Origin of the sequence: Allobosea sp. (genome assembly GCF_017308075.1) — a bacterium.
Lineage (GTDB): Bacteria > Pseudomonadota > Alphaproteobacteria > Rhizobiales > Beijerinckiaceae > Allobosea.
Window position 1 is genome coordinate 106,474 of the sequence record NZ_JAFKFX010000038.1, and the last position, 21,264, is coordinate 127,737.

23 protein-coding genes are annotated in these 21,264 nt (G+C 67.6%); 12 read left to right on the forward strand and 11 right to left on the reverse strand.

The genetic code is table 11. From position 1 onward, the window contains the following. Both J0J10_RS19940 and J0J10_RS19945 read right to left on the reverse strand, forming a co-directional pair. Positions 1–669: a class I SAM-dependent methyltransferase gene (locus tag J0J10_RS19940; RefSeq protein WP_291648561.1), complete on the reverse strand. Its 669-nt coding sequence runs from the start codon at positions 667–669 to the stop codon at positions 1–3. Beyond that, the gene (locus J0J10_RS19945) at positions 666–1,820 is read right to left on the reverse strand and encodes a glycosyltransferase family 4 protein (protein WP_291648563.1); all 1,155 of its coding nucleotides are present in this window, start codon (positions 1,818–1,820) and stop codon (positions 666–668) included. Before J0J10_RS19945 ends, J0J10_RS19940 begins: the two co-directional genes overlap by 4 nt. A gap of 141 nt (positions 1,821–1,961) precedes the next feature. Here J0J10_RS19945 and J0J10_RS19950 point away from each other — a divergent pair, with 141 nt between their 5' ends. Next, positions 1,962–3,386, forward strand: coding sequence for a M20 family metallopeptidase (locus J0J10_RS19950; RefSeq protein ID WP_291648564.1), 1,425 nt, complete (start codon positions 1,962–1,964; stop codon positions 3,384–3,386). A gap of 153 nt (positions 3,387–3,539) precedes the next feature. Here J0J10_RS19950 and J0J10_RS19955 read toward each other — a convergent pair whose 3' ends face one another. Beyond that, a complete protein-coding gene (locus tag J0J10_RS19955; protein ID WP_291638988.1) occupies positions 3,540–3,845 on the reverse strand; it encodes a hypothetical protein in 306 nt (101 codons plus the stop codon). A gap of 213 nt (positions 3,846–4,058) precedes the next feature. On the opposite strand from J0J10_RS19955, the gene J0J10_RS19960 reads away from it, so the two are divergent. Next, positions 4,059–4,577 (forward strand): hypothetical protein, encoded by a 519-nt coding sequence (locus tag J0J10_RS19960; RefSeq protein ID WP_291648566.1) that lies wholly within the window; start codon positions 4,059–4,061, stop codon positions 4,575–4,577. Between the two features lie 3 nt (positions 4,578–4,580). Here the strand turns inward: J0J10_RS19960 and J0J10_RS19965 are convergent, their stop codons facing one another. From J0J10_RS19965 to rpsU, 5 genes are all read right to left on the reverse strand, one after another. Continuing rightward, positions 4,581–5,900 (reverse strand): TRAP transporter large permease, encoded by a 1,320-nt coding sequence (locus J0J10_RS19965; RefSeq protein WP_291648596.1) that lies wholly within the window; start codon positions 5,898–5,900, stop codon positions 4,581–4,583. A gap of 11 nt (positions 5,901–5,911) precedes the next feature. After that, entirely contained in the window at positions 5,912–6,505 is a 594-nt protein-coding gene (locus J0J10_RS19970) for a TRAP transporter small permease subunit (RefSeq protein WP_291648568.1), read from the reverse strand. Between the two features lie 90 nt (positions 6,506–6,595). Then, positions 6,596–7,711 carry a TRAP transporter substrate-binding protein gene (locus J0J10_RS19975; protein WP_291648570.1) on the reverse strand — a complete coding sequence of 372 codons (1,116 nt, stop codon included), beginning with the start codon at positions 7,709–7,711 and terminating at the stop codon, positions 6,596–6,598. Positions 7,712–8,029: 318 nt separating this feature from the next. Next, entirely contained in the window at positions 8,030–8,407 is a 378-nt protein-coding gene (locus J0J10_RS19980; protein WP_291638984.1) for a DUF6481 family protein, read from the reverse strand. An 85-nt stretch (positions 8,408–8,492) separates the two neighbouring features. After that, entirely contained in the window at positions 8,493–8,756 is a 264-nt protein-coding gene (gene rpsU, locus J0J10_RS19985) for a 30S ribosomal protein S21 (protein ID WP_291638983.1), read from the reverse strand. A gap of 519 nt (positions 8,757–9,275) precedes the next feature. Between rpsU and proB the strand changes: the two genes are divergently transcribed. The 9 genes from proB to J0J10_RS20030 all read left to right on the forward strand — a co-directional run bounded on the left by proB (position 9,276) and on the right by J0J10_RS20030 (position 18,038). Beyond that, positions 9,276–10,415, forward strand: coding sequence for a glutamate 5-kinase (gene proB / locus J0J10_RS19990; RefSeq protein WP_291648572.1), 1,140 nt, complete (start codon positions 9,276–9,278; stop codon positions 10,413–10,415). 83 nt (positions 10,416–10,498) lie between these two features. Then, on the forward strand, positions 10,499–11,740 hold the full coding sequence (locus J0J10_RS19995) for a glutamate-5-semialdehyde dehydrogenase (protein ID WP_291648597.1): 1,242 nt from the start codon (positions 10,499–10,501) through the stop codon (positions 11,738–11,740). Continuing rightward, positions 11,737–12,348, forward strand: a complete 612-nt coding sequence (locus tag J0J10_RS20000; protein WP_291638981.1) for a nicotinate-nucleotide adenylyltransferase — start codon at positions 11,737–11,739, stop codon at positions 12,346–12,348. Before J0J10_RS19995 ends, J0J10_RS20000 begins: the two co-directional genes overlap by 4 nt. A 39-nt stretch (positions 12,349–12,387) precedes the next feature. Further along, positions 12,388–12,828, forward strand: coding sequence for a ribosome silencing factor (rsfS, locus tag J0J10_RS20005; protein WP_465247228.1), 441 nt, complete (start codon positions 12,388–12,390; stop codon positions 12,826–12,828). 137 nt (positions 12,829–12,965) lie between these two features. After that, positions 12,966–13,445 carry a 23S rRNA (pseudouridine(1915)-N(3))-methyltransferase RlmH gene (rlmH, locus tag J0J10_RS20010; protein ID WP_291648574.1) on the forward strand — a complete coding sequence of 160 codons (480 nt, stop codon included), beginning with the start codon at positions 12,966–12,968 and terminating at the stop codon, positions 13,443–13,445. Further along, entirely contained in the window at positions 13,442–14,812 is a 1,371-nt protein-coding gene (locus tag J0J10_RS20015; protein ID WP_291648575.1) for a murein hydrolase activator EnvC family protein, read from the forward strand. Before rlmH ends, J0J10_RS20015 begins: the two co-directional genes overlap by 4 nt. Further along, positions 14,812–16,167: a S41 family peptidase gene (locus J0J10_RS20020; RefSeq protein WP_291648577.1), complete on the forward strand. Its 1,356-nt coding sequence runs from the start codon at positions 14,812–14,814 to the stop codon at positions 16,165–16,167. The genes J0J10_RS20015 and J0J10_RS20020 overlap by 1 nt, the downstream gene beginning before the upstream one ends. Positions 16,168–16,332: 165 nt before the next feature. Next, entirely contained in the window at positions 16,333–17,532 is a 1,200-nt protein-coding gene (locus tag J0J10_RS20025; RefSeq protein WP_291648600.1) for a divergent polysaccharide deacetylase family protein, read from the forward strand. Beyond that, positions 17,529–18,038, forward strand: coding sequence for an RNA pyrophosphohydrolase (locus tag J0J10_RS20030; RefSeq protein ID WP_291638975.1), 510 nt, complete (start codon positions 17,529–17,531; stop codon positions 18,036–18,038). The genes J0J10_RS20025 and J0J10_RS20030 overlap by 4 nt, the downstream gene beginning before the upstream one ends. Before the next feature lie 105 nt (positions 18,039–18,143). Here J0J10_RS20030 and J0J10_RS20035 read toward each other — a convergent pair whose 3' ends face one another. The 3 genes from J0J10_RS20035 to J0J10_RS20045 form a co-directional block, all read right to left on the reverse strand. Then, on the reverse strand, positions 18,144–18,320 hold the full coding sequence (locus tag J0J10_RS20035; protein ID WP_291648579.1) for a hypothetical protein: 177 nt from the start codon (positions 18,318–18,320) through the stop codon (positions 18,144–18,146). A gap of 48 nt (positions 18,321–18,368) precedes the next feature. Continuing rightward, entirely contained in the window at positions 18,369–18,995 is a 627-nt protein-coding gene (gene ycaC, locus J0J10_RS20040) for an isochorismate family cysteine hydrolase YcaC (protein ID WP_365878110.1), read from the reverse strand. A 119-nt stretch (positions 18,996–19,114) separates the two neighbouring features. Further along, positions 19,115–19,981 carry a pirin family protein gene (locus tag J0J10_RS20045; protein WP_291648580.1) on the reverse strand — a complete coding sequence of 289 codons (867 nt, stop codon included), beginning with the start codon at positions 19,979–19,981 and terminating at the stop codon, positions 19,115–19,117. Positions 19,982–20,111: 130 nt separating this feature from the next. On the opposite strand from J0J10_RS20045, the gene J0J10_RS20050 reads away from it, so the two are divergent. Next, entirely contained in the window at positions 20,112–21,053 is a 942-nt protein-coding gene (locus J0J10_RS20050) for a LysR family transcriptional regulator (RefSeq protein ID WP_291648582.1), read from the forward strand. Positions 21,054–21,264: the final 211 nt, after the last annotated feature.

The window sequence follows — 21,264 nt, forward strand, 5'->3', positions numbered from 1 at the left end:
TCACGGTGCGCCCGCCAGCCGCCACACCGAGCTTTTCTTGATCTCGGCATCCTCCAGCGCCCGCGTCACCGGCACCTGATAGGTCGCGACCTCGACGAGCCTGTTCTTGGGCAGGTAGCTGCGGCCGGGGTCGCCGATCAGCACGGTCGCGCCGCGTTTCGACAGGGCTGAAAGCCAGTCGATCACCTGCCCCGCGAGCTCGCGCTCATAGCAGATATCGCCGGCGAGCACGGTTTCCCAGCCCTCGTCCCGGCCGATCAGATCCTCGTGCCGGGGTGTCACCGAAACGCCGTTCGCCTCGGCATTGAGGCCGATCGCCGCAGCGGCGAAGGCATCGATATCGGCTGCCGCCACCTGAGCTGCGGCGGCCTTCGCCGCGGCGATGGCGACGAGCCCGGAGCCGCTGGCGAAATCGAGCACGCGCCGCCCGCTCACCACCTCCGGATGGTCGAGGACATAGCGCGCCAGCGCCTGCCCACCGGCCCAGGCGAAAGCCCAGAAGGGCGGCGGCAGGCCGATCGTCGCCAGCTCCTCCTCGGTCTTCTGCCAGAGCTCGGTCGCCTCCTCCGCGACATGGAGCGAGATCTCCGGCGCGTGCGGCACCGGCAGGAGACGTGTATGGGCGCGGATGAAGCCGAGCCGATCCTCCGTCGCGAGCTCCTCGCTCATGCGACGACATCCGCCTGCGGTTGCCCGAGCAGGCCGCGATAGAGCGCCTTCACGCCTTCCATCACGTCGCGCTCGGTGTAGCCGGCGAGCAGCCGATCGCGCGCGCTCAGCCCCATGCGCTCGACCATGCCGGGCGAGCCGGCGAGCGCCATCAGCGCCCTGGTCAGGGCCGCGACATCATTGGCCGGGACGACGAAACCGTCCTGGCCGTCGCGCACGAAGCTGCGGCAGCCTGGCACGTCGGTGGTCAAGAGCGCCCGGCCGCAGGCGGCGCCTTCGAGCAAGGTGCGCGGCAGGCCCTCGCCGCCGCGCGAAGGCAGGCAGCAGACATGGTGGGCCCGCCAGACACCCTCGATATCGCGCGTCGGCCCGGCCCATTTGATGCCGGGGCGCGACGACCATTCGCGCAAGGTCGCTTCCGGCACCGCCTTGGGGTTGGACGGGTCGGGCGCACCGTGCAGGGTGAGTTCGATCCGCGCACCCTGCTTGCGCGCCAGCGTCACCGCCTCGACGGCGAGGTCGGCGCCCTTCGACCAGAGCATGCGCGCGACGACGGCGACCTTGAGCGGCGGCTGCGGCAGCATCGGCTCCGGCATCAGGATCAGCGGGTCGACGCCGGCACCGCCGACGATCGCGACCTTCGTCGCATCGGCGGGATCGAGGCCCAGCATGACCGGATCATCCGGGTTCTCGAACAGGAAGCGCACATGCGGCCCGTCGATCGCCTCGCGCAACCAGAAGCGTGCCGCCAGCCGGGCCGCCTGCGCCACCGCGCCCTCGCGGGCGCCGAGGAAGCCGAGCCCGGTCAGCGCATAGACCCGCCGCTCGACCCCGGCGATCTTCCCGGCGAACCCGGCGAGCGCAATCGGCTTCAGCGCGATGCAGTGCAGGATGTCCGGCTGCTCGGCGGCGATCAGGTGCTTCAACGCCATGACCTGCCGGTAGAGCGCCTTGGGCGACAGGCTGCGGCGCTCAGCCTCGAGCGCGATCAGCCTGGCGCCGGCCGCCTCGATCACGCGCCGGTGCTGGCGTTCGCGGGCGATCACCGCGACGTCGAAGCCCATCTCGCCCGCAGCCCGCGCCATAGGCAGGAAATGCGAGGCGAAGAACCAGTCCTCGGTGGCGACGAAAAGAAGCTTGCGGCGAGCCATGCGCGCATCAGGCCGATGCCGCCCCGAAAATCAAGCACCAAGGATAGTCCCGGACAGGACTGCCATGCCTTGCGGTTGCTGGACGCGAGGTTCCATGCTTGCGACAAAGGCCCGAAAGCTCACCGCAGAACGAGACCAGCAATGGACAACCGCAACGATCTCTGGCGCCATGTCGACGCCAGCAAGCAGCGCTTCATCGAACTCAGCGATCGCGTCTGGGCGATCCCCGAGGTCTGCTACACCGAAAAGCGCTCGGTCGCCGAGCATGTCGCCGAACTGAAGCATCAGGGTTTCCGCATCACCGAGAACGTCGCCGACATCCCGACCGCGGTGATCGGCGAAGCCGGCGAAGGCGGCCCGGTCATCGCCTTCCTCGGCGAGTACGACGCGCTGCCGGGCCTCAGCCAGGAGGCCGGCGTCGCCGAGCATCGCGAGATCGAGGCCGGCGGCCATGGCCATGGCTGCGGCCACAACCTGCTCGGCTCGGCCGCCCTTTTGGCCGCGACCGCGATGAAGAACTGGCTCGCCGAGAACAAGCTGCCCGGCCGCGTGCGCTATTATGGCTGCCCGGCCGAGGAAGGCGGCGCCGCCAAGGCCTTCATGGTCCGCGCCGGCGCCTTCGAGGACGCCGATATCGCGATCTCCTGGCATCCGAACAGCTTCTGGGAGGTGACGCCGCCGCTCTCGCTCGCCAATACCCGCGCCGACTTCACCTTCACCGGCCGCACCTCGCATGCCGCCGCCTCGCCCGAACTCGGCCGTAGCGCGCTCGACGCCGTCGAGCTGATGAATGTCGGCGTCAACTATATGCGCGAGCACATGCCGAGCGATGCGCGTGTCCACTATGCCCTGCTCGACACCGGCGGCATCGCGCCGAACGTCGTCCAGGCCCATGCCCGCGTGCGCTATTCGATCCGTGCCCGCGATCTGCCGGGCATGCTTGAGCTCGTCGGCCGCGTCAAGAAAATCGCCGAGGGCGCCGCGCTGATGACCGAGACCAAGGTCGAGGTGAAGATCGTCAGCGCCGTCTCCAACGTCGTCGGCAACGGCCCGCTGGAAAGCGCCCTTCAGGGCATCATGGAGGATCTCGGCCCGCCGCATTTCGACGAGGCCGACCAGGAGTTCGCGCGCAAGATCCGCGCGACGCTGACCCAGAAGGACATCGATGCGCTCTGGCGCTCGATCGGCCTGCCCAAGACCGACGCGGCGCTCGCCGACTTCACCGTGCCGCTCGACGCCCCGCGCAACCCGGCGATCGGCTCGACCGATGTCGGCGATGTCAGCTGGGTCGTGCCGACCGTTCAGGCGCATGCGCCGACGGTCGCGATCGGCACGCCCTTCCACACCTGGCAGGTGGTGGCGCAGGGCAAGACCCCGGCCGCTCACAAGGCGATGGTCCAGGTCGCCAAGGCGATGGCCGCGACCGGCGCCGCCGTGCTGACCGACCCCGCTTTGATGGCAGCGGCCAAGGCCGATTTCCAGAAGCGCGTCGCCGCCGATGGCGGCTATGTCTCGCCGATTCCCGCCGAGGTGAAGCCGCCGCTGACCATGTCGACCGGCGGCTGATTCCGCGCGGAACCTCCACCGTCATTCCGGGGCTGGCCGAAGGCCTGAGCCCGGAATGACGGCGCGGCTCGTTTCCAGCGCCACAAGCACGAAAAAGGCCCGCCATTCTGGCGGGCCTTGAAGTTTGGCCGGGGAGGACGGCCTCGGGAAAGCTCAGTAATAGGTGCGGCAGACGCGGCGGGTACCGATGACGTCACCGTAATAGTTGACCCGATCGACCAGATGGCAGCGGCGGACGGGGCCGTAGGCATAGGCCGGCTCATAACCGTAACCGTAGCCATAGGCGGGGCTGGCGGCCGCGGCGGCGAGGGCGCCGACGGCCAGCGCACCGACGATGCCGGCACCGATGGCGGCGCCGCGATAGCGCGGACGGGCTTCGGCATCGGAGGTGGCGAAAACGGAAGCGCCCAGCGCCAGGGCGGCGACGGCGGCGGCGAAGCTCTTCTTGGTGCGGGTCATGTTCGTTCTCCGATTGAGTAGCCGGGTGGCGAACCATTCGCCATGATCAGGCCTTGTTCGTCCCAGAACCTGAATCGCCGGACGCCCGAAAAAAGAATCGGAGACCGCCCTTTCCGAGTTCGCGACGACAGCCGGCGGCCCGCTCTCACGAGACTTGCTTTCCGCCTTCTCCGGCGTTTGATGCAGGCAGCATCGCCGAAGAAGGGCCTGCCGATGAGGGCGATCGCATTCGGGCTCTGCCTGGCTCTCTTCGGCACCGCCGCGGCCGCCGAGCGCTGGACCAGCAGCTACACCAGCCATGATTACGGTAAATGCCGGAAGGCCAGACCCGACGATCAGGGCGTCTCGGTGCATCGCTGCGCCGGCAAGGCCGGCATTCCGGTGATCTGGACCGCCGGCGACGATTCCTCCTCGGTCGATTTCAGCACGCGGCCGATCGCCGAGACCGTCTCGGACAAGGCGGGCTTCTTCGAAGCCGGCCGGACCATTGAATGGCGCGGGCCCAGGGGCAGCCGGCCACAAGCCGCGATTCTGCGCTACGCCACCGGCCGGAATGTCGGCAGGCTCGATGGTAGCCGCCTCGTCGTCTACCGGCTCAGCCCGGACGGCGTCTCATGCGTCATCGGCAGTGTCGATGGCCGCAGCAGCGACGCCAATGAGCAAGCGCGCCGCCTCGCCGACGAGAAGGCTACAGGCTTCCGCTGCGGCCAGGACAGCCGCAGCGAGCGCTGACCCTCAGCCATAGAGATATTTTGGCAGCCAGAGCGCAATGCCCGGGAAGACATAAACCAGCAGCATCGCCACCAGCACCAGGGCCAGATAGGGCATCACGCCCGAGAAGATCTGGTTGATCGTGACATGCGGTGGCGCGATGCCCTTGAGATAGAAGGGCGCCATCGCCACCGGCGGCGACAGGAACGAGGTCTGGATGTTCAAGGCGATCAGGATGCCGAAGAACAGCGGATCGATCTTGAAGAACTCCAGCAGCGGCAGGAAGATCGGCACGAAGATCACGATGATCTCGGTCCATTCAAGCGGCCAGCCGAGAATGAAGATGATGATCTGCGCGACGATCAGGAACATGGTCGGCGACAGGTTGAGCGCCGTGACCAGGTTCTTGATCGGCTCGTGACCGCCGAGAATGGCGAAGATCGACGAGAAGATGAAGGAGCCGACGAAGAGCCAGCAGACCATCGCCGAGGTCCGCGCCGTCAGGATCACCGAATCCTTGACCTTGCCGAAGCTCAGCGAGCGATAGGCGGCGGCGAGGATCAGGCTGCCGAGCGAGCCCACCGCCGCGGCCTCGGTCGGCGTCGCGATGCCGAAGAAGATCGCGCCGAGCACCGACATGATTAGCAATGTCAGCGGGAAAAAGCTCGTCGCCAGCGCCCAGGCCACGGTGGTCCAGGGCACGTCGGTCTGCTCCTTCGGCAGCTTCGGCGCCAGTGCCGGGTTGAGCCAGCAGCGGATCAGCACATAGAGCATGTACATGCCAGCCAGCAGCAGGCCGGGGAACAGAGCGCCGGCATAGAGCTTGGGCACCGAGACGCCGGCCGTCGCGCCATAGAGGATCAGCATCACAGAAGGCGGGATCAGGATGCCGAGGCAGCCGCCGGCACAGACCACGCCGGCCGAGAGCTTGACGTCGTAGCCGGCCCGCAACATCGCCGGGAAGGCCAGCAGGCCCATCAGCGTCACCACCGCGCCAACGATACCGGTCGCGGTCGCGAAGATCGCGCAGGTGGCGAGCGTCGCGATGGCGAGCGAGCCCGGAACATTGCCGAGGGCGAGCTGGATCGAGTGGAACAGCTTGTCGAGGATGTTCGCCCGCTCGATGATGTAGCCCATGAAGATGAAGAGCGGGATCGAGACCAGGACGTCGTTGGCCATCACCGAATAGGTGCGCTGGACGACGAGGTTGAAGACCGTGTCGCCCATCGCCCAGTAGCCGAATCCGACACCCAGCGCCATCAGGGTGAAGGCGATCGGGAAACCGAGCATGATGAAGACGATGAACAGGACGAGCATCAGCACGCCCAGTTCGGGATTACCCATGCCAAGCAGCATCAGATCGCTTTCCCGGCGTCGGGCGCGCCTTGCGCAGCCGCGGCCTGTTCCAGAATGAGCTTTTCGGTTTCCTCGACATCATGCAGCCGCGGCGGCCACTCGCCGGTGCGCAGGCAGATGACGCAGCGCGCGACCTCGGCCAGTCCCTGCACCGTCATCAGCACGCCGGCGATCGGGATCAGCGACTTGAAATGGTAGAGAGGTGGGCCGTTCGGCGAGTTCGAGGAATGCTCGCCGATCATCCAGGAGAAGGCCGCGAACTTGTAGCCGGCCCAGGCGAGCGCGATGATGCCGGGGAAGAAGAACAGCAGATAAAGCGCGAGATCGAGCCGCGCCTGGGTTCGCGGCGCCCATTGCCGGTAGAGGAAGTCGCCGCGAACATGGGCGTTGCGGGCGAGCGCATAGGGCCCGGCCAGCATGAACAGGGTCCCGTAGAGGATGTAGCTGACGTCGAAGGCCCACTCGGTCGGCGCGCGCAGGACGTAGCGCGCGAAGACCTCGTAGCTGATCGCCAATGTCAGGATAAGAATGGTCCAGCCGGCGAGCTTGCCGATGGCGGTGTTCACTTTGTCGATCGCCAGGATCAGTCCCATGCGTATCCGCTGCCTGCTGCTTGCAAAACCGGGCACAGGACACCCGCCACCGCGAAGGGCGGCGGGTGTCTTCTCATCGTGCGAGCGAGATCAGCTCTTGAAGAAGTGGTTGAAGGCGAGGTCGCGCGACGGCTCGTTGAGCCGCTGGAAGGAAACGGTGCGCTTGACCCAGTCCTTCTGGGAATCCACCACCTTCTTGAAGAAGGCGTTCTCGCCGCCAAGCTTCTCCAGCACCTTGTCCCAGGCCGCGAGCTGCGCCTTCAGGATCGCCTCCGGCGTCGAGACCACGTTGACGCCCTTGGCGCGCAAGGCCTCGATGTCCTTGGAGTAGCGGTCGAGCGCCTTCCAGTTCATGTCGGAGGACGCGGATTCGGCCGCGAACTTCACCATCGCCTTGAGCTCCGGCGCCAGGGCATCGAACTTGGTCTTGTTGAAGAGCAGTTCGAAGCTCTCCGCCGCCTGATGGTAGCTCTGCAGCATGTAGACCTTGGCGACGTCCTGGAAGCCGAGGATCGAGTCGGAGGACGGGTTGTTGAACTCCGCCCCGTCGATCACGCCACGCTCCAGCGCCGGTACGATCTCGCCGCCGGCGAGGATGGTGACCGCGGCCCCCATTTCGCGCTTCAGATCGGCCGCGAGCCCGACGGTGCGGTATTTGAGGCCCTTGAAGTCGTCGGCGGTCTTCAGCTCCTTCTTGAACCAGCCGAGCGGCTGGCACGGCATCGGCCCCGAGAAGAAACCGACCAGATTGAGCTTGAGCTGGTTCTGAACGAGGTCGTTGTAGAGATCGTAGCCGCCGCCATAATTCATCCAGCCGAGGAAGTTGGTGGCGTCCCAGCCCAGCGCCGGCGGCGTGCCGAACAGCGAAAAGGCCTTGTTCTTGCCGTACCAATAGGCCGAGACGCCGTGGCCGCCATCGAGGATGCCGGCGGCGACAGCGTCCTGCATCTGGAAGGCCGGCACGACCGCACCGGCGGCGAGCACGTCGAGCTTCAGCCGGCCGCCGGACATGTCGTTGACGCGCTTGGCGAAGTCGCCGGCGAATTCGTGGAAGATGTCCTTGGTCGGCCAGGTCGACTGGAATTTCCAGGTGACCGTCTGCGCCCGGCTGACCTGGGGCATGGCGACCGCGCCTGCCCCGGCAAGCCCGGCGACCTTGAGGAAGTTGCGCCGGCTGGCGCGCGTCTTCGTCGGTTCGGAAGTCATGGTTCTCTCCCCAGAAGCTGCGCCGTTCGACCGGCGTGCATTTGATTGCGGCTCTGATGGCCTGAGACCAGAGTTTCGTGGTCTAGAGCGTAAGGCAAGGGGAAATTAGTCGAAGGACTAAAGCCGCCGGGGAATGAGTGCTGTTCCCAGGCGGAAACAAAACACCTCGGGCGCATATTTTACTGCAGGGCGCACTCAAGATGACGCAAAGAAAGCATTCAGGTCGTCGTCATGTAAAAAACCCGCCGGGCATGGCCGGGCGGGTTTTCGTCAAGAAACTCTGGAGTTCTCGCCGCCTCTGCGGCGACAGTGCAAGACTCAGCGACGGCCTTTGCCGGCGACGCGCATTTCCATGTACTGGACGGCCTCAAGCAGGACGCGGCGCGGACGCTCCGCATCGCGCTTGGCCTGCTCGGCCTTGCGGATCGCCTCGCGCTCGGCCTCGGCGATGCGCTCGGCCTCCTCGCGGGCAGCCCGCTCGATCGCCGCCAGGCGCTCCAGCTCCAGGCGCTCAGCCTCCTTCTTGGCCTCGCGCTCGGCCCGCGCCACCGCGATCGCCTCGCGCTCGGCCCGACGCTGCACCATCACGGGATCGTCCGGGCCGGGTCGCGCCTTGAAGCGCTCCAGCAGGGCCTTCTTCGCATTCGCGGAATTGGCCTGGCGATCAGTGAAATGGCGGTCGTTCGGATTCTTCAAGGTTTCGCTTCTCTTTGCTTACACGGGGCGAGGCTGCCGTAGGCGGGAGCCGCTTACGGCAAATCGCGGGAGATTTGTACTGAGATCAACGCGGGGCGGCTGCGACGCCAGGGCGGGGCCGCGGCACCTTCGGCTTCGGCGCGGCGATCAGGCCTTCGCGCTGAGCCTGCTTGCGGGCGAGCTTGCGAGCGCGACGAACGGCGTCGGCCTTCTCGCGGACGCGCTGCTCCGACGGCTTCTCATAGGCGGCCCGGCGCTTCATCTCGCGAAACACGCCCTCGCGCTGCATCTTCTTCTTCAGAACTCGGAGGGCCTGGTCGACATTGTTGTCGCGCACGAGAACCTGCATGCATTGCTCCTGACAAGAGACTGGATTGGAGGGGCCAAGCAGTCGGCAGGCCCGCGATCTGCGCGGTGCGGTAGCAGACTAAGACCGCAAACGCCAGTCCATCCTTCACTGGAAGTGGCAATTAGCCGCCTTTTTTGCAAGCTTCGCCCCGGAAGGAGCTCAGCGGAGGCGCCACGACCCGCCGAATCGGCGTCGCCGGAACCGGGTAACGCAGCGTCCGCGACACACGGACGCCTCGAGGGCGAAGCCCTTGTTCGCGCTGGATTACTCCGCCCGGACCCGGCTGCCCGGCCAGCCCGCCCCGCCCTCCGGCGGACCCGGTTGCGGCATGGTGACCGGGTCCGCTTGCGCGATGTCGGAGCAGTACCCGCCATGCGCTCGGCGCGGCGCAGCCTCCCGCAAACACCGGTCGCTAGCGCCGCCGCAGACGTCGTAGCGCTTTACAACCGCCGCGATTTCGCCAAGACGGAACCCGTTGGTACTCGTCTCTCCCCGTCCCGCCCGCCCCGGTCCACCCGCGTGAGCACTCCCGCCCTCCACCAGTTCCGCCGCATCGTCGTCAAGGTCGGCTCCTCACTGCTCGTCGATCGCGCCGGTGGCCGGCTGCGCCATGCCTGGCTCGCGGCACTCGCCGAGGACCTCGCCGAGCTGCATGCGAGCGGCACCGATGTCCTGGTCGTCTCCTCGGGCGCGATCGCACTCGGCCGGACCGTACTCAAGCTGCCGGCTGGCGCGCTCAAGCTCGAGGAGAGCCAGGCCGCAGCCGCGATCGGCCAGATCGCGCTGGCGCGCAACTGGGCCGAATCGCTCGGCCATCACGGCCTCGTCGCCGGCCAGGTCCTGCTCACCCTCGCCGATACCGAGGAGCGCCGCCGCTATCTCAACGCCCGCGCCACGCTCGGCCGCCTGCTCGACCTGCGCGCCGTGCCGGTGATCAACGAGAACGACACCGTCGCCACCTCCGAGATCCGCTATGGCGACAATGACCGGCTGGCGGCGCGGGTGGCGACCATGGCCGGCGCCGACCTGCTCGTGTTGTTTTCCGACATCGACGGGCTCTACACGGCCCCACCACAGTCCAACCCCGACGCACAGCTCATCCCGGTGGTGCCGACGATCACGCCCGCGATCGAGGCGATGGCCGGCGGCGCCGCCTCCGAACTCTCGCGCGGCGGCATGCGCACCAAGATCGAGGCCGGCAAGATCGCCACCGCCGGCGGCGCCCATATGCTGATCGCCGACGGGCGCGGCAAGAACCCGCTCCGCCAGGTCGCGCAGGGCGGCCGCTGCACCTGGTTTCTCAGCGGCTCGACACCGGCGACGGCGCGCAAGACCTGGATCGCCGGGACGCTCGAGCCGCGCGGCGCGCTGCATGTCGACGAAGGTGCTGCCCGGGCCTTGCGCGGCGGCGCCAGCCTGCTGCCGGTCGGCGTCACCCGCATCGAAGGCAATTTCAGCCGCGGGGACGCTGTGGTGATCCGCGCCGGCGACGGCAGCGAGCTCGGCCGCGGCCTGGTCGCCTATGATGCGGACGAGGCCGGGCGCGTCCTCGGCAAGGCCTCCCGCGATATCGCCGCTGTGCTGGGCTATCCCGGCCGGGCCGAGATGATACACCGGGACGACATGGCGCTGCGCCTCGGCTACGATCGCGCCGACTGAGTGGGCACGACCGGATCATGACTAGCAAGAGCGCCGCGCACCGGCCCGAGGCGAGCAATGAAAACGGCGAGGTCGTGACCCTGATGCGCGAGCTCGGCAAGCGAGCGCGGGCTGCCGCGAGACAGCTCGCCTCGGCTCCGGGTTCCCGGCGCGACGAGGCCCTGCGCGCCATCGCCACGGCGCTGCAGGCGCGCTCGGCCGCGATCCTCGCCGCCAACCGGCAGGATCTCGACGAGGCCCGCGCCGCCGGCCAGAACGCGGCCTATCTCGACCGGCTCGCGCTCGACGAAGACCGCCTCGCCGCGGTCGCCGAGGCCGTAGCCGGCATCGCCGCCCTGCCTGACCCCGTCGGCCGCGTGCTGGCGAGCTGGACGCAGCCGAACGGCCTGTTCTTCGAGCGTGTCGCGACCCCACTCGGCGTCGTCGCCGTGATTTTCGAAAGCCGCCCCAATGTCACCGCCGATGCCGGCGCGCTGTGCCTGAAGAGTGGCAATGTCGCGATCCTGCGAGCCGGCTCCGACAGCTTCCGGACCTCGAGTGAAATCGCCGCTGCGATGCAGGATGGCCTTTCCGCCGCCGGCCTGCCGCGCGATGCGATCCAGCTCGTGCCCAGCCGTGACCGCGCCGCCGTCGGCGAGATCCTCGCCGGGCTCGACGGCAATGTCGACGTCGTCGTGCCGCGCGGCGGCAAGAGCCTGGTCGCGCGCGTGCAGTCCGATGCGCGCGTGCCGGTCTTCGCCCATCTCGACGGTAACTGCCACCTCTATGTCCATGGCGCGGCCGATCTGCCGATGGCGGAGGAGATCCTGCTCAACGCCAAGCTGCGCCGCACCGGCGTCTGCGGCGCGGCGGAGACCCTGCTCGTCGACGAGGCCTGCGCCACCACGCATCTGAAGCCCTTGCTCTCCGACCTGCTCGACGCCGGCTGTGCGGTGCGCGGCGATGCGGCCTGCCAGGCCGCCGATCCGCGCGTCACCCCGGCGAGCGAGGAGGACTGGGGCACCGAATATCTCGACCGCATCATCGCGGCGAAGGTCGTCCCCGGCCTCGACGCCGCGATCGAGCATATCGAGCGCTACGGCTCCCACCACACCGATGCCATCGTCACCGGGGACGAGGGCGCGGCGCAGCGTTTCCTCGCCGAGGTCGATTCGGCGATCGTCCTTCACAATGCCTCGACCCAGTTCGCGGATGGCGGCGAATTCGGCTTCGGGGCCGAGATCGGCATCGCCACCGGGCGCATGCATGCGCGCGGTCCGGTCGGGGTCGAGCAGCTCTGCTCGTTCAAATACCGGGTGCACGGCCGGGGCCAGACCCGCCCGTGAGCACCGAGGACCTGCGCCTGCCGCCCTACGCGCCCGGCCTGCGCATCGGCCTGTTCGGCGGCTCCTTCAATCCGGCCCATGACGGGCACCGGATGGCGAGCCTGACGGCCCTGCGCCGGCTCCAGCTAGACCGCGTCTGGTGGCTGGTCAGCCCGGGAAACCCGCTGAAGGACAATCGCGCCCTGCCGCCTCTGGCGCAGCGCATCGCCTTCGCCCGCAACCTCGCCGACCATGGCCGCATCCACATCACCGGCATCGAGGCCGGCCTGCGCACCCGCTACACCGCCGATACGCTGCGCGCCCTGAAGCGGCGCTGCCCGGGTGTGCGCTTCGTCTGGATCATGGGTTCGGACAACCTCGCCAGCTTCCATCGCTGGAACGAATGGCGCGCCATCGCCCGGATGATGCCGATCGCTGTGATCGACCGGCCGGGAACGACCCATCGCTCGGTGTCCTCTCCGGCCGGAAACTGGCTGGCGCGCTGGCGCCTGCCCGAGAATCAGGGCGGCGCGCTCGCCGTCAGAACCCCGCCAGCCTGGATCTTCCTGCACGGCAGGCGCTCGGATCTGTCCTCGACGCAATTGCGCGAAAACGCCGAAAACAATTGAATTATGGGCGTTGCGCGCGTAGATTGGCCCAGTCGCGCCATGAGCGCGTCGTCATATGAGGACACGGCTCTGACCCGTCAAACCCTCGGCGAAACAGGCTCCGAGCCGCTTTCGCCGGCAATCGCAGTCGATCATCCGGCCGCTGCCGGCGTAACCCTCGCGCTCCAGGTCCTCGACGACATGAAGGCCGAGGACATCACGGTCATCGACCTCGTTGGAAAGACTTCCCTGGCCGACGCCATGATCATCGCATCGGGCACGGTCAACCGTCATGTCGCGGCAATCGCGGAAAGCCTCGTCGAGAAGCTCAAGCAGGCGGGCCATGCCACGCCGAAGGTCGAGGGCATGCCGGCCTGCGACTGGGTGCTGATCGACACCGGCGACATCATCATCCACGTCTTCCGTCCGGAAGTGCGCCAGTTCTACAATCTCGAGAAGATGTGGGGCGCCGACCGGCCGCATGAGCGCTTGGTCGGCTAGAGCGGGATGCGAAAGAGTGGGAACCGGTCTTTCTGATGAAACCCGCTCCAGTTCCTCGGAAAGAGACGGCTGCAGCTTTCAGCTGGCGGGGCTTCGGGCTGCCGGCTGAACGCTCCCGGCTCTGAAGCCGGCCTTCCATGCGCCTTTCGATCATCGCCGTCGGCCGTCTCAAGGACGGGCCCGAACGAGATCTCTGCACGCGCTATCACGAGCGCGCCACCGGGCTTTCGCGGAATCTGGGCTTCTCCGGCCCCGACCTCTTTGAGATCGCCGAAAGCCGTGGCCGTCGCAGCGAAGAGCGCCGCAGCGAGGAAGCCCGGCTGATCGGCGAGCGTCTGCCGGCCGGGCTGGTCATCGCGCTCGACGAACGCGGCAAGAGCTTCGGCAGCGAAGCCTTCGCCGGACGCCTTGCCGCCGCCCGCGATGCCGGAACGCCGGCCGCCACTTTGCTGATCGGCGGCGCTGACGGGCTCGCCGAGGAACTGCGAGCCCGGGCCGGACTGGTTCTGTCCTTCGGCGCGCTCACCATCCCGCACCAGATTGTCCGCGCTCTGGCGCTCGAACAGCTCTATCGGGCGATGACGATCCTGTCCGGACATCCTTATCATCGCGCATGACCCGTCCTCACCGGCCGATTCGTGACCGTTCCCGCCGGCAGACGCTCTGGCCGCTGCTGCTGAGTGTCTGCCTCGCAGCCGGGAGCGCCATCGGCCAGGAAGCCGAGCCACCCGAGCAGCAGCAGCTTTCCCGGGAAGCCGAACAGAAACAGCTGGAGAAGCGCACCCGCGAAAGCGAGCTCAAGGCGATCGAGGAGCGGCTCGCCGGCAATGCCGAGGCCCGTGCCAAGCTCGAGGCCGAGATCGCCGGCATCCGAGCCGACCGCGCCCGCCTCAATGCCGCGCTGCTCGAGACCACCGCCAAGACGCAAGGCGCCGAGGCCCGCATCGCCGCGCTCGAGCAGCGGCTCGCCCTGCTCCAGAACAGCGAGGCCGCGATCCGGCGCTCGCTCGAGAGCCGGCGCGGGCTGATCGGCGAGGTGCTCGCCGCCCTGCAGCGCATCGGCCACCGTCCACCACCGGCCGTGCTCGTCCGGCCCGAGGATATCCTCGAAGCCGTCCGCGCCTCGATGCTGCTCGGTGCGGTCGTGCCTGATCTGCGCCAGGAGATCACCATTCTCGCCACCGATCTCGGCGAGCTGGTCCGCCTGCGCGAGGGCATCGCCGGCGAGCGCAAGGCGATCGGCAGCGAGATGGAGCAACTGGCCGGCGAACGCCAGCGCCTCGCCTCCCTGGTCGAAGCCAGGCGCGAGCGCGAGACCAGCGCCGCCCGGGACATCGAGACCCAGCGCGGAGCCGCCGGCGCGCTGGCGGCGCAGGCCAAGACGCTGCGCGACTTCGTCGAGCGCATGGAGAAGGAGATCTCGGTCGCCAACCGCGCCGCGGAGGCGGCCCGTCAGGCGCTCGAGAACGAGACCCGCGAACAGCGTCAACGCATGGCCGCGCTCGCCTTCCGCGACCCGGCGCGGCTCGCCCCGAAAATCGCCTTCGCGGAGGCTCGGGGCATGCTCCCGCTGCCCGTGGCAGGATCACAATTGCGTGGATTCGGCGTTAATGACGAGCTCGGAGTCGCGACGCGGGGAATATCGCTTTCCACCCGCCCGAATGCCGTTGTTTCGTCACCTTCCGATGCCTGGGTGGTCTATGCCGGATCGTTCCGGTCCTTTGGCCAACTCTTGATACTGAATGCCGGCAATGGTTACTATATCCTTCTGGCGGGCATGCAGCGTATCGATGTATCGCTCAATCAGTTCGTGCTCGCCGGCGAACCGGTAGCGGTGATGGGCGAGACTGCCGAAGCGGCGGCGGCGAATGTTGGAGCGGGAGCCGGCGAGCCGGTTCTCTATGTCGAATTCAGGAAAGACGGCGTCTCGATCGACCCGACGCCCTGGTGGAAAAAACCGCAAAGCGAAAAGGTTCGCGGATGATGCGCAAGGTCTCTCTCGTTCTCGCAGGCGCGATCGCCGGCGCCGGCCTCACCGGCCTCGCGACGCAAACGGGCCTGCTCTCCTCGACCAGCGCGGTCGCGGCCTCCGCGGAAGTCTATCGCAGCCTCAACCTGTTCGGCGACATCTTCGAGAAGATTCGCACCGACTATGTCGAGAAGCCGGATGAGCAGAAGCTGATCGAGGCCGCCATCAACGGCATGGTCTCCTCGCTCGACCCGCATTCAGCCTTCCTGGACGCCAAGAGCTTCCGCGACATGGACATCGACATGCGCGGCCAGTTCGGCGGCCTCGGCATCGAGGTCACCATGGAGGACGGCGTCCTCAAGGTCGCCAAGCCGATCCGCGACACGCCCGCCTCCAAGGCCGGCATCCTGGCCGGCGACATCATCCGCCAGATCGACGGCGAGGAGGTCAAGGGCCTCAGCCTGAACCAGGCCGTCGAGAAGATGCGCGGCATCATCAACACCCAGGTCAAGCTCAAGATCGAGCGCGCCAAGTCCGAGCCGCTGGAGTTCACCCTCACCCGGTCCAATATCGTGGTGCCGGCGGTCGAGGAGCGCGTCGAGGGCGATGTCGGCTATGTCCGCATCGGTACCTTCAGCGAGCAGACCTATGAGGGCCTGCGCAAGAGCATCGAGAAGCTCAACGCCGAGATCGGCGCCGACAAGCTCAAGGGCTACATCATCGATCTCCGCAATAATCGCGGCGGCCGTCTCGACCAGTCGGTGCTGGTCTCGGACGCCTTCCTCGAGCGTGGCAAGATCGTCTCGACCCGCGGTCGCAACGCCGAGGAGACCCAGGTCTTCAACGCCAAGGCCGGCGACCTGACCAAGGGCAAGCCGGTCGTGGTGCTGATCAACGGCTCCTCTGCCTCGGCGGCGGAGATCGTCGCCGGCGCCTTGCAGGACCACAAGCGCGCCACCGTCATGGGCTCGCGCTCCTTCGGCAAGGGCTCGGTGCAGACCGTGATCCGGCTCGGCGACCAGGGTGGCCTGCGCCTGACCACGGCGCGCTATTACACCCCGTCCGGCAACTCGATCCAGGCCAAGGGCATCACGCCCGACATCGAGATCATCCAGGACGTCCCGGCCGAGTTGAAGGACAAGGTCGAGAACAAGGGCGAGGCCTCGCTGAAGGGCCATCTGAAGTCGGGTGACGGCAAGGAAGAGCAGTCCGGCTCGGCGTCCTACGTCCCGGCCGATGCGACCAAGGACACGCAGCTGATCGCGGCGCTGAACCTGCTGCGCGGGGTCAAGAAGGACGCCACCGCAGCTGCGCCCGCACCGGCACCCAAGGCCGAGCCCGCGCCGGCGGACGCGCCGAAGCCCAACTGAGCCTGGCCGGGCCGTCATTGAACGCCGCCGCGCCGTAACCGGCGCGGCGAGGCTTTATCGCCGATGCGGCTGATTGCCGGTTGATTTCGCTCCGAATCATCCGACTCTGGGCTGCGGACTGATTCGCGTCCGCGCCCAATCAGCGAGGACGGCTTCTTGGCCGGAATGCCGCTCAGCGAACTCGACCAGCCTCTCGGCCGGAAACGGCGTGCGCGCCCGCGCCTGCCGGTCGGACGCTGGCTGTCGCTCGGGCTCGCGGGCACGCTGCTCCTGATCTTCGCCGCCCTGACGCTCTACGCTGGCCTGCGCCGCGATCCCGATGGCGGCGAGCCCATAGCGACCGCCGCCATCCGCGAAAGGGCGCCGGCACCCGAAATCGCCGCAGCCATCCCCCAGAGCGGCCGCATGGAGGAGTCCCATGGTCCTGCCAGCGCCCGCCAGCTCGAGACCGAATCCGGCGTCACCGTGGTCAGGCCGGGCTCGGACGCGCCGGGTGCCATCGTCATCACCGTGCCCGACGATGGTGCGGTCAGGCTCGCCGCCGCGCCCGACAAGCGGCTGATCGAGCGAACCCGCCATGGCTACCTGCCCAAGGTCGGCCCCGATGGCGCGACGCCGGCGCAGGTCTATGCCCGCCCGCTCGGCCCCGCCCCCGCAACCAAGCCCGCCGGCCGCATCGCGATCATGGTCGGCGGCCTCGGCATCAGCCAGAGCTCGACCAGCGAGGCGATCGCGCGCCTGCCCGGCGCCGTCTCCCTCGCCTTCGCGCCCTATGGCGCCGATCTCGAGAAGACCGCTGCCCGCGCCCGCGCCGAAGGCCACGAGGTCTTCCTGCAGGTACCGATGGAGCCCTTCGACTATCCGGACAACGATCCGGGCCCGCACACCCTGCTCACCGGCCCGAAGGGCGCCGATAATCTCGACCGGCTGCAATGGGCGTTCGGGCGCTTCACCGGCTATGTCGGCATCGTCAATTTTCTCGGCGGTCGCCTGACGGCGGACGACGCCGCCCTGACGCCGCTGCTGCGCGAGGTCGCAGGCCGCGGCCTGATGGTGGTCGATGACGGCTCCTCGGCGCGCAGCCAGCTCGCCCCGGCGGCAACGCGGGCACAGATTCCGGCGCTCAAGGCCGATCTTGCCCTCGACGGCGCACCCCGTGCCGATGCCATCGACAAGGAGCTGCAGCGGCTGGAGACGCTCGCCCGCGAGAACGGCGTCGCGGTCGCGACCGCGAGCGCACTGCCCGTCACGATCGAACGCATCACGCGCTGGGCAAGAACCCTCGAGGCCAAGGGCCTCGTCATCGTGCCGGTCAGCGCCGCGCGCGGCTTCCGCAACCCTTCGAGCACCGGCTCCCTGAGATGACGACCAAACCGCCCGCCGGCTACCGGCCCTGTGTCGGCCTTGCCCTGTTCAACCGCGAAGGCCTGGTCTTCCTCGGCCGCCGCGCCAATCGCAGCCAGCGCGAGCATGTCGCCCCCGGCCATGAATGGCAGATGCCGCAGGGCGGCATCGACGCCGGCGAGCAGCCCCTGCAGGCGGCCTATCGCGAACTCCGCGAGGAAACCAATGTCGCCTCAGTCACGCTGCTGGCCGAGGCGCCGGGCTGGCTGAGCTATGACCTGCCGCACGAGATCGGCAAGGAAGCCTGGCGCGGGCGCTATCGCGGCCAGGCGCAGAAATGGTTCGCCTTCCGCTTCGAGGGCGAGGAAGACGAGATCGACATCGCCAATCCAGCCGGCGGCCACAAGGCGGAATTCGATTCCTGGCGCTGGGCGCCGCTGGCGGATACGCCCGAACTGATCATCCCGTTCAAGCGCGAGGTCTATCGCGAAGTGACGCGGCTCTTCGCCGGTTTCACGCGCGCCTGAAGCCGCCTCCCCTGGAAACGGCGATGGCCCGGCGAGGTCGATGCCTCGCCGGGCTTTCGCTCCCAGCGCCCCGTCGGGCGAGAGAGCGGGTTTGTCCGCAGCGGCTTACTTGCGGGCCGAGTCGAGCTGCTCGCGAGTCTTCTCGACCTCCTGCGCCTTCAGATGGCTCTCGATCAGCAGCTGATAGGCCGGGAAGATTTTGGTGTAGACGCCGGCCCATTCCTGGGCGTCCTCGCGGTTCCAGGTCTTCTGGATCTCGGAGGTGACAGCCGCGGTGTCCATCGGGACGACACCGGCCCTGTCTGCTCGCCCTCGCTCAAGGACCGAAATTCACTTCGACGCCTTGGTCGTGGTGTAGCTGTTGATCAGGTTGCGGTAGTCGGGGATGTGGTTGGCGAACAAAGCGCCCAGCCCCTCGACATCGTTGCGCCAGTCGCGGTGCAACTCGCAGGCGACGCCGAACCAGGTCATCAGCTGCGCCCCGGCCTTGGACATGCGGTCCCAGGCGGAATGGCGGGTGACCTCGTTGAAGGTGCCGGAAGCATCGGTCACGACAAAGACCTCATAGCCTTCCTCGAGAGCCGAAAGAGCCGGAAAGGCGACGCAGACTTCGGTCACGATGCCGGCGATGATGAGCTGCTTGCGCCCCGTCGCCTTCACCGCCTTGACGAAATCCTCATTGTCCCAGGCATTGATCTGGCCCGGGCGCGGAATGAACGGGGCGTTCGGCAGCTTCTCCCTCAACTCCGGCATCAGCGGGCCGTTGGGGCCATCCTCGAAGCTCGTGGTCAGAACCGAGGGCAGCTTGAAGTATTGGGCGATATCGGCCAGCGCCAGCACATTGTTGCGGAAGGAATCCGGCTGGATATCGCGCACCAGGGATGAAAGACCGGCCTGATGATCGACCAGCAATACGGCAGCCTTGTCCTTGTCGAGACGGTTGTAGCTCATGGTCATGCTCCTTGCTTGACATCTGATCCGCCCGCTTGAGGACGCCATCACGCGATGGCGAGCGAAGGTCGCGCGCGGGCTTGGTCGCGACCCTCGTCAGGCAGAATGTTCCGGCCGAGCAGCCCTCAGGCGGGGATCGCCCCGAAGCGGCCGGCCCGGAAATCGGCGAAGGCCTGGTTCAGTTCCTCGGCCGTGTTCATGACGAAGGGCCCGCGCATCGCGACCGGTTCCGCGATCGGCTCGCCGCCGAGCAGCAGGACGCTGGCATCGCTCTCCGCGGCGAGGCTGATGGCGCCGCCCTCGCGGTCGAGCAGGACGAACTGCCCCGCATGCGCCGAAGCGGCACCGTTGACGCGCACGATTCCGCGCAGCAGGGCGAGCCCCGCCATGTGACCTTCCGGCAGATCGAGCGAGACCGACTTGCCCTGCTTCAGCTGCAGGTCCCAGAGCGTGATCGGCGTGAAGCTGCGGGCCGGCCCCCGATGGCCCTGATAGTCGCCGGCGATGACGCGCAGCCGGCCGGCCTCACCCGGCAGGGTTACCGCGGGGATGTCACGGTCGAGCAGCGTCTGGTAGCCCGGTTCGGCATCCTTGTGCTTCGCCGGCAGGTTCACCCAGAGTTGCACCATGTCGAGCGTGCCGCCGCGGCGTGTGAAGTCCTGCGAATGGAATTCCTCGTGCAGGATGCCGGACGCCGCCGTCATCCACTGGACATCGCCCGGACCGATCACGCCGCCGGCACCGGTCGAGTCGCGATGCTCGACTTCGCCCTGATAGACGATCGTCACGGTCTCGAAGCCGCGATGCGGATGCACCCCGACGCCGCGCGGCCGCTCGGCTGGCGCGAACGCGGCCGGTCCGGCATGGTCGAGATGCAGGAAGGGGCTGACATGCTCGCCCTGCACCGCATGCGAGAGCATGGAGCGCACCGGAAACCCGTCGCCAACCCAATGCGGCGCCGGGCTGCTGTAGATGCCTCGAAGCTGTCTCACGGTCTTTCTCCCTTTCGGCCGCCTGGGGCGTTCCATCTGAAGAGAAACCTATATCTGCGACAAAACTCGCAGTAGACCGACGATTGGGATACAATGTCCTGAATTCAGGACATTGATCACGGGTCACGACATGCAGGACCTCAACGACTTCCGTCTTTTCGTCGATGTCGTCGAACAGAACGGCTTCGCCGCCGCGGCCCGCAAGCTGAACCTGCCGCGTTCGCGGCTCAGCCGTCGCATCGGCCTCCTCGAGGAGAGCCTCGGCGTACGCCTGATCCAGCGTTCGACGCGGCAATTCATGGTCACCGAAATCGGCCGCGAATTCTACCGGCATTGCCTGGCCATGGTGGTCGAAGCCGAGGCTGCGAAGGAGGCGATCGAACGGATACGGGCCGAGCCGCAAGGCGTGGTGCGGGTCAGTTGCCCGGCTTCGCTGATCTATTTCCGGATCGCCGACATGATCGCCCGCTTCATGGGCAAGCATCCCAAGGTCACGGTCCATCTCGAAAGCACCAATCGGCGCGTCGACGTGATCCGGGAAGGTTTCGACATCGCGCTCCGGGTCCGCTTTCCACCGCTGGACGATAGCGACCTGGTGATCCGCAAGCTGGCCACCAGCAGGCAGCGCCTGGTAGCCAGCCCGGCCCTGATCGCCGACTGCTTCTCGCGCCCCCTGGTCCCGGCCGACCTCTCGGAACTTCCGAGCCTAGCCTGGGATTCGGCCCGGACCAGCCATGAATGGCACCTGGACGGGCCCGGCGGCGCGACGGCCATCATCCCGCACAGGCCGAGATTGGTGACCGAGGACATGGTCGCGCTCCGGCGGGCAGCGCTGGCCGGTATCGGCGTCGGCCAGCTGCCGCTGATGGTGATCCCGCAGGATCTGAAATCCGGCCGGCTGGTCGACATCCTGCCGCACTGGGCGCCGCAGGCCGGCATCATCCATGCCGCCTTCCCCTCCCGGCGCGGCCTGCTGCCTTCGGTGCGCAGCCTGCTCGACTTCCTGGCCGCCGAATATCTCGCTCTCGGCGGGACCGACAGCGAATATGAGAGCGCCGAGGAGACAATCTGACGGACACCATGCTTGACGCCCGCATGCCCCCGCGGAGCCCCTTGACTTCGGGGGGCCCTGCTTACTCCGCGGCTGATTTCTGGGTGTATCCGAGTTTCTGGTTGAGTTCCTCGAGGAGCTTTTCGGCGGCGTCGGCGATCACGGTTCCCGGCGGGAAGATCGCGCTGGCGCCGGCCTTGAGCAGGGTCTCGAAGTCCTGCGGCGGGATCAC